Raw genomic sequence first — 6,875 nt, 5'->3', positions numbered from 1 at the left:
CGATGCCCGGGTGGTGGAATTGGTAGACACAAGGGATTTAAAATCCCTCGCTGGTAACAGCGTGCCGGTTCAAGTCCGGCCCCGGGCACCACTGTCACAGACAGCTTAATCGCTTGATATGACAGTAAGATTAAGTTAGAGTAGCAACAATATGGAACGCGAGTATAGCTCAGCTGGATGAATGAAAAGACGCAACCTTGCTTCTTACATATCCAACTAAGTTAAAAAGCTTCTGGAGTGCGAGTATAGCTCAGCTGGTAGAGCGCAACCTTGCCAAGGTTGAGGTCACGAGTTCGAACCTCGTTACTCGCTCCAATCTCTCTGATACATTAAGTATCAACACAATGTGGCGGAATGGCAGAGTGGCCATGCAGCGGATTGCAAATCCGTCTACCTCGGTTCGACTCCGGGTTCCGCCTCCATTTTCTTTTCCATTTATCTTTTTTTAAATTCTTTCCCCAGTTTTTTCCAGTAACCACACGTAAATCACGGGTATATCATTTTTATATTGAATTCTCAGGTCTACTAACTCACCGCTGACACTTTCATTGATGGTAAATTCGCTGCTGGTGAGCAGGTATTGCCCCTGGTGGTGTTTTACTTCTACCTGCGCATCTACGGTGATCCCTTTGTTCTTGGCAATCTCTGTCAGGGCATCCTGAATAGCAAGCTTGATGGCAGTGCTGAGCAGGTTATCTGAGGTCATAGTACCATCTTCACCAAACGCGCCTAAAACCAGGTGTCCACTGCGCTTCATGTCAGCCATGGCGCTTACTGTCGGTGTACTTATAGCCTCCAGAACATCTGGCTTATACAGACCGATTAGCGTGGAGCCATACTGACAGCTTTGGTGCAGTGCCAGCCGAGTGGGTACACCTTGTGCCGTTACTTTACCATTGCGATTAAAGTCTATTTCATGCTGCAAAGTACCATCGCGACTGATTGCGCGCTCTTGAAGGTATTCCGTCGCATTTACCCTGGCCTGCAACAAAAAGCTCGCTACTGCTTTGGCATTGTGCTCACTGACTGAGATCTGTTGATGGGGCGATGCCGTGTAATAACTCACTCCCAGCACCTGATTGCGCTGTTCATTTTCACAAAGCCAGGCAGGCTGGCAAAGCGCAAAGTCACAGTCACGTACAGGGCAGTTGGCACTTTCTTTAAGTGGCATGAAGCTGACATAGCTGTATTGGGTATCTTGGGTATTGAAGGGCGCTGAGTAATAGACGGTATGACCGGAAGATAACACCTGTGTGGATTCATCCGGTGTCACACCTTGTAGATCGCTGCGTTGCAACTGAATAGCATGATAGGCCGCCAGCTTTTTGAGAGCACGGGTCCGACTGGCCAACTCAGAACCATTGGGAATGGCGCTGAATGGGGCCGCTGTGCCAATGAAGCCAAGTTGTTCGGCTTGTTTTGGCGACTGAATCCAGCAGGGCAGGTGTGTCTCCCGGTGCTTTTCGGGTGGCTGTGGAAGCGTTTTACAGCCCGTTAAAACTAGGGTGCCAGATAGCAGAGCCCAAAGCAAAGGTGAATGCACAGTCGATCCTTGTGAATGTAGGTTACTGTCCATTCTCTCCCAAAGGTAAGTCGAATTCTACCATCAGGCCACCCTTTTCGCGGTTGCGGAGCCTCAACTGGCCCTGATGTGCTGTGATGATGTCATGACACAGGCTCAATCCGAGCCCAGTACCCTGAGATTTAGTCGAGTAAAATGGCTGCAGTGCCTGATGTAAATTACCCGGCTGGATCCCACATCCGCGGTCAACGATGGCAAAGCGAAGCCTGCTTTGATCCCGAACCACCTGCACCGAAATTTCGCTTTTATCACTGCCTGATTCGTGGGCATTTTTGAGCAAATTAAGCAACACCTGCTCTACCTGAGCAAGATCGAAGTCGCCGCTGTAATCGGGGACTGTGCCCAGTAGTGTAAAAGGGTAAAAGGTCTGCAATCTATCCAGAAGCGGTGCGATAGCGTGCGTTGCGCTGCTAGGGGCCGGTAAACGTGCATACTCTGCATAGCGCTGGATAAACTCGCTCAGATTATGCGCTCGCTGTGAAATGGTGTCCAGCATGTCTGGCAGCAGCTCAAGGTGTTTTTGCTGGTTCAGCATAGTCTGTGCCGAGCTGGTCAGTGACTGAATGGGTGCCAAAGAATTGTTTAGCTCGTGGCTTATCAGACGAATGGCATTTTTCCACAGCATGATCTCTTCACGATTTTGCTCTGCCGAGACGTTTTTACAGATCACCAGCGTATGGGGCTGATAATTTAAAGTAACCTGTTCGATGCCAAGATAAAAAGTGTGCTTTTGCTCTTGTTGCTCAAAGCTTAACATACCTGTGTAACCCAGGCTGAGTGCCTGAGCCAGTGGTGCGGGTAAAGCATCACTGGCCGTTTCGAATGTGCTGCCTGTGAGTGCGCCAGCTTGTTTGTTTAGCAACTGGCGCGCGGCAGCATTGTGGTAAACAATGTGGCGGTGTTTATCGAGTAACAGTGTCGCCATCGGTGAAGCCTGAACTATGCTATCCAGCACCAACTCTTTTTGATTGAGCTTTTGTTTCTGCTGCTTCAGGTTGGTTGTCAACTGGTTGTACAGCTCAATCAGGCTGGTTAACTCAGGATCGGATGTTGGTGAAATCCGCAGTGACAGGTCACCATCTTTGATACTCTTAATGCCATCTTCTAAAGTCGCCAGTACCCGCTGACGGCGGGCTGTTAAACGGCTCAGTAGTGCGAGTAAAGTCAGTAAGGAGATGAGCAGAATCGAACAACTGGCAATGATCACGGGGATTTGGTGGTGTAAAGCTATCGCCAGCGCTATCAGTGCGCAAGCAAGCACTAAAGTACTACTTAACAGGATCTGGCCCGCGAAAGACCAGTGCAGGCGCACGTTCATCGCTTAATTCCAAACTTGTCCATACGACGGTACATAGCCTGGCGACTTAAGCCAAGGCTCTTGGCCGCATGCGTTACATTACCCTGGTGTTTATCGAGGGCCTGGGTAATATCCTCAATAGTAAATTCATGGCTTGTCAGCGTAGATGCCGATGCATTCAGGCCCAGGTCCGTCGCTTCAATGCGCTCTCCGGCAGCGAGCAGCTCGGCCCGTCCTATCACATTTTGCAGCTCTCGCACATTGCCCGGCCAGGCATATCGCTTCAGCAAACGTTGCGCGCCTTCACTCAGCGATTTGTGGCTGCTGAGGAAATGCATAGCGAGCGGAACAATATCATCGGGTCGCTCAGCGAGGGGAGGAAGCCGCAGTTCAATCATATTCAGGCGGTAGTAGAGATCTTGTCTGAATTCTCCACGGGCGATGGCCTCATTCAGATTCGCATTGGTCGCACTGATCACCCTGACTTTCACTTTTTGCGTGGTGCTACTGCCAACGGCTTCAAACTCGCCAGTTTGCAGTACTCTGAGTAATTTTTGTTGTCCGGAAAGTGGCAGGTTACCAATCTCGTCAAGGAATAAAGTTCCGCCATCCGCAGCACTAAAGCGGCCTTCGCGGCTTTTTGTTGCGCCAGTGTATGCACCGCTGACCACGCCAAACAACTCAGCTTCGATCAGATCTGCGGGCAGGGCACCGGCATTGACCCGAATAAATGGTCTATCCCGATAGGCGCTGTTGGCCACCAATAGCTCAGCGATTTTTTCCTTGCCAGCCCCATTAGGACCTGTGATCAAAACCTGAGCATCGGAATGTGCCACTTGTGTTGCAGTTTCAAGCAAAGACAACATGGCCTGATCGGCGAAGATCAATCCACAGAGGTCGTAATCCTGGCGAAGCTGCTCCTGTCTGACCTTAAACTGTTTTTTACTGCGGGTTTGAGCTTGCTGGAGCTGATACATTTCCAGCAAGTTGTTCACCGAGCTGAGGAGCTTGTCATCCTGCCAGGGTTTAGCAATATAATCAGCAGCCCCATGTTTAATGAGTTCTACGGCCATTTCCAGCTGGGCCCAGGCGGTTAGCAGGATAATTGGCAGATCCGGATTGAGTGCCCGGATCTGATGATAAAGGGTTTTACCTTCTTCACCTGAAGTCGTGTCATGGGTGAAGTTCATATCCTGGATCACCAGATCGTAATCCTGTGACTGCAGCATGGCTAATCCCTGCTCTGGCGAACTCGCACCTTCGCAGTCGATATCGTTAATTAAAAAAAGAATTTTAAGCGCTTTGATAACATCAGTATTGTCATCAATCACCAGAATTTTGTGTTGCATGGCGTTATTTATCGTTATTATTTTATCAGTATCAAGGGCTTTTCAGCCCTTGGTTCAGGTTTTTGTGACTCTTGCAGGCGCTATCTTAGCGGCTTTACGAACAGGAATATAGACTGCCACCGCACTGAGCAACCAGACAGAGATGGCAACCAAGACAGCCAGCCAGGGTTCTACCAGGCCTTGTGCTCGTAAATGAGTCACAAAATAATTGTTCAGCCATAAGGCCGCAAAACTGCCAAGCAGGATACCCGCCATGGCCAGCAATGCGTTTTCGATCAACAGCGTTTTAAGCACGGTGCTCTGGCTGGCACCCAGAGCGCGCAAAATACCAATGTCTTTTTTGCGGATAGAGACAGAAAATGAGACCAGGCCAATGATCCCAAATGTGGTGACCGCCACAGCGATCACACTGATCCCAATCATGATAAAGGCGAAGGTACTGCGGCCATCCCATAACCGCTTTTTTGCACGGGCAGCAAATTCTACTCGTTCTACTATGCGCCCACCTTGTTGGTACAGTGTGTCTTCAACGTCTTTTAAAATGGCTTCTGCGGTGCCTTTTTTGACTCTCAATAAATAGTTGATGTCTGTGTTGCCAAAATGCGCCTGAGGGACAATCGTCGAGTGATACCAGTGTTGCTCATAGACCGCACTTTCGCCGAGCATTTTATTCGCATAGACCCCGACGACTCGATAAGGCAGACGCGCGCGTTGTAAATACACGGTTTGTCCCAGCGCACTTTGTTCACCAAAAAGTGACTTCGCAAGGGCTTCGCTGATCATGGCGACACTGGCAAACCGGCTCTGATCTGAACCCGCAAAGACAAACTCATTAGGATAGAAGTCCCGTCCTTGTGTGATAGTCAGGCCCAGAGTGGCAACACCTTCAGAGGTAATGTCAAACTGCGCATTTTCAATACCAGCTTCCTCCTGGTCGGTGGTTTTGTAAACCTGATTACTGCCCGAGACTGTGGCCAGCACCAGTTCATTGCTGGCATAAGTTACCTGAGTTACCTCTGGTAATGCACTGAGGTTGCTTAAATCCCGCTGGATCAGGGCTGATTTATCAACCTGGTTGTCAAACACTTTAGTGTAGACGTTGAGTATCTCATACTCGTCCAGGTGAGACGGTATCAGCCAGTTTTTGAGCGTCCCATAACTGATGAAGCTCGCATTGCCTACTATTGTCACCGCAATGGCTATCTGGATCAGGATCATCAGTGAGATATTTCGGTGCTTAACAATAATTTTAAGTATATGTTTCAATGACATCGTCTTATCCTCTTAGCTGAGCTGCGGGTGCAGTGCGACTGGCTTTGATGATGGGGTAGAGCCCGGCGGTAAATATCGCGATAAAAATACCCATGGCGGCTTGCAACGCAAACGGAATATCCATGCTGTACATGCGGCGCACTTGCTCAGCATCGGCCAGGTAGTCCGCCTGATACAGCGCCAGATGAAACATGGCAACCAGTCCAAATTGTGCTAGCAGTATTCCCAGCACAATAGCAGCACCGCTGAGCATACTCAGCTCCAGAAGTTGGATCTTCAGAATATATAGTTTGTTAGCCCCAAGTGCCCGATACAAAGAGACCAGCCTGGCGCGACTTTGGTTTTTTGCCAGCAAGATCCCTATGGTGTTGATAAGACAAATCGCAAACAGCAAATAGGCAAACTTAAGGTAGATCTGCTCCCAGTAAAGATTGTCACTCATCCTGTCGTTCAGAGTCGCAAGTTGACCCAGATAGAATGGCTCGGCGTGACCAAAGCGCCCCAGAGCAACCTGTTGTTCTGCATAGTTACGTAGCCAAAGGGTGAGCTCTGCGTGGCTTTGTTCCTGGTTATGAGGGGCAAATTCTGCCCAGGCATGCAGATATCCACACTCGGCACTTTTTAATCCCTGTACATCGTCACGACGATAGCTGTTTCGCAGTGGCTCGTCTTTGGTACGACATGGCATATAGCCGGTACGGGCAATATTATTTGCATGTGCATACCCTAACGGTACAACGGCCATATCATTGACCCGGCCACGAAAACGCATGTTCTGAAAGCGACGCAAATAGGCCGACATATCCATTACACCCACTACCTCAAGCTGGCGGTTGTTGATCACAACCTGCTGACCGACCGAGTTTTCACCGCCGAACAATAGATCGTTGGCTTTTTTATCCAATACAATGACGGCTGTGTTATCCATGTCTGCGCGCCAGGGAGCGCCATAGATAAAAGGGACCTGAAGTAAGTCAAAGTAGCGCGTATCGGCCGCCGAAGCTTCTGCTGTGACGGGTCTGACGCTGCGATCAGGCAAGTCAATGACGAACGACGTGGTGTAATTTAAAGACAGGCTCACGCTGCTGTGACTTGCCCAGTCGGCATAAAGTGACTGTGCATCTGTGTAGGTCAGCGGTGGCACGCTAAAGGGCGAGCGATTCTCATAGTCCGGATCCATAAAGTTTAAGCTCACGTGGTAAATGCGGTCGGCACGTTCGTCTATGGGGGAATGTCCGCTGCGAGTTACTATGGTGCCCATAGTTAACAGCAGCGTAATGCCAATGGCCAGATTAAGAACCATCAGCAAGGTCAGTTTGCGTTTTTGTTTCAGACCACGCCAGGCCAGTTGCACTAAATCCTTCATTGCAGTCAC

At 49.6% G+C, this 6,875-nt stretch carries 5 protein-coding genes and 3 tRNA genes; 3 read left to right on the top strand and 5 right to left on the bottom strand.

Annotated elements, in window-relative coordinates:
- Positions 1–4: 4 nt before the first annotated feature.
- The 3 genes from ACXAH1_RS21880 to ACXAH1_RS21870 all read left to right on the top strand — a co-directional run bounded on the left by ACXAH1_RS21880 (position 5) and on the right by ACXAH1_RS21870 (position 422).
- A tRNA-Leu gene (locus ACXAH1_RS21880) sits at positions 5–91 on the top strand.
- Between the two features lie 148 nt (positions 92–239).
- Positions 240–315 (top strand) — tRNA-Gly (locus tag ACXAH1_RS21875).
- Positions 316–348: 33 nt separating this feature from the next.
- Positions 349–422 (top strand) — tRNA-Cys (locus ACXAH1_RS21870).
- A gap of 23 nt (positions 423–445) precedes the next feature.
- On the opposite strand, the gene ACXAH1_RS21865 is transcribed toward ACXAH1_RS21870, so the two are convergent.
- The 5 genes from ACXAH1_RS21865 to ACXAH1_RS21845 are packed head-to-tail and all read right to left on the bottom strand — an operon-like array spanning position 446 to position 6,866.
- Positions 446–1,543: a hypothetical protein gene (locus tag ACXAH1_RS21865; protein WP_475199631.1), complete on the bottom strand. Its 1,098-nt coding sequence runs from the start codon at positions 1,541–1,543 to the stop codon at positions 446–448.
- A 22-nt stretch (positions 1,544–1,565) separates the two neighbouring features.
- Positions 1,566–2,900, bottom strand: a complete 1,335-nt coding sequence (locus ACXAH1_RS21860; protein ID WP_475199628.1) for a sensor histidine kinase — start codon at positions 2,898–2,900, stop codon at positions 1,566–1,568.
- A complete protein-coding gene (locus ACXAH1_RS21855) occupies positions 2,897–4,228 on the bottom strand; it encodes a sigma-54-dependent transcriptional regulator (protein ID WP_475199626.1) in 1,332 nt (443 codons plus the stop codon). The genes ACXAH1_RS21860 and ACXAH1_RS21855 overlap by 4 nt, the downstream gene beginning before the upstream one ends.
- A 54-nt stretch (positions 4,229–4,282) precedes the next feature.
- A complete protein-coding gene (locus ACXAH1_RS21850; RefSeq protein WP_253049723.1) occupies positions 4,283–5,500 on the bottom strand; it encodes an ABC transporter permease in 1,218 nt (405 codons plus the stop codon).
- 4 nt (positions 5,501–5,504) lie between these two features.
- Positions 5,505–6,866 carry an ABC transporter permease gene (locus ACXAH1_RS21845; RefSeq protein WP_475199625.1) on the bottom strand — a complete coding sequence of 454 codons (1,362 nt, stop codon included), beginning with the start codon at positions 6,864–6,866 and terminating at the stop codon, positions 5,505–5,507.
- Between the last annotated feature and the right edge of the window lie 9 nt (positions 6,867–6,875).

This window comes from Pseudoalteromonas sp. AWH4_217, from assembly GCF_056161105.1.
This window is presented reverse-complemented; position numbering and strand designations above follow the sequence as displayed.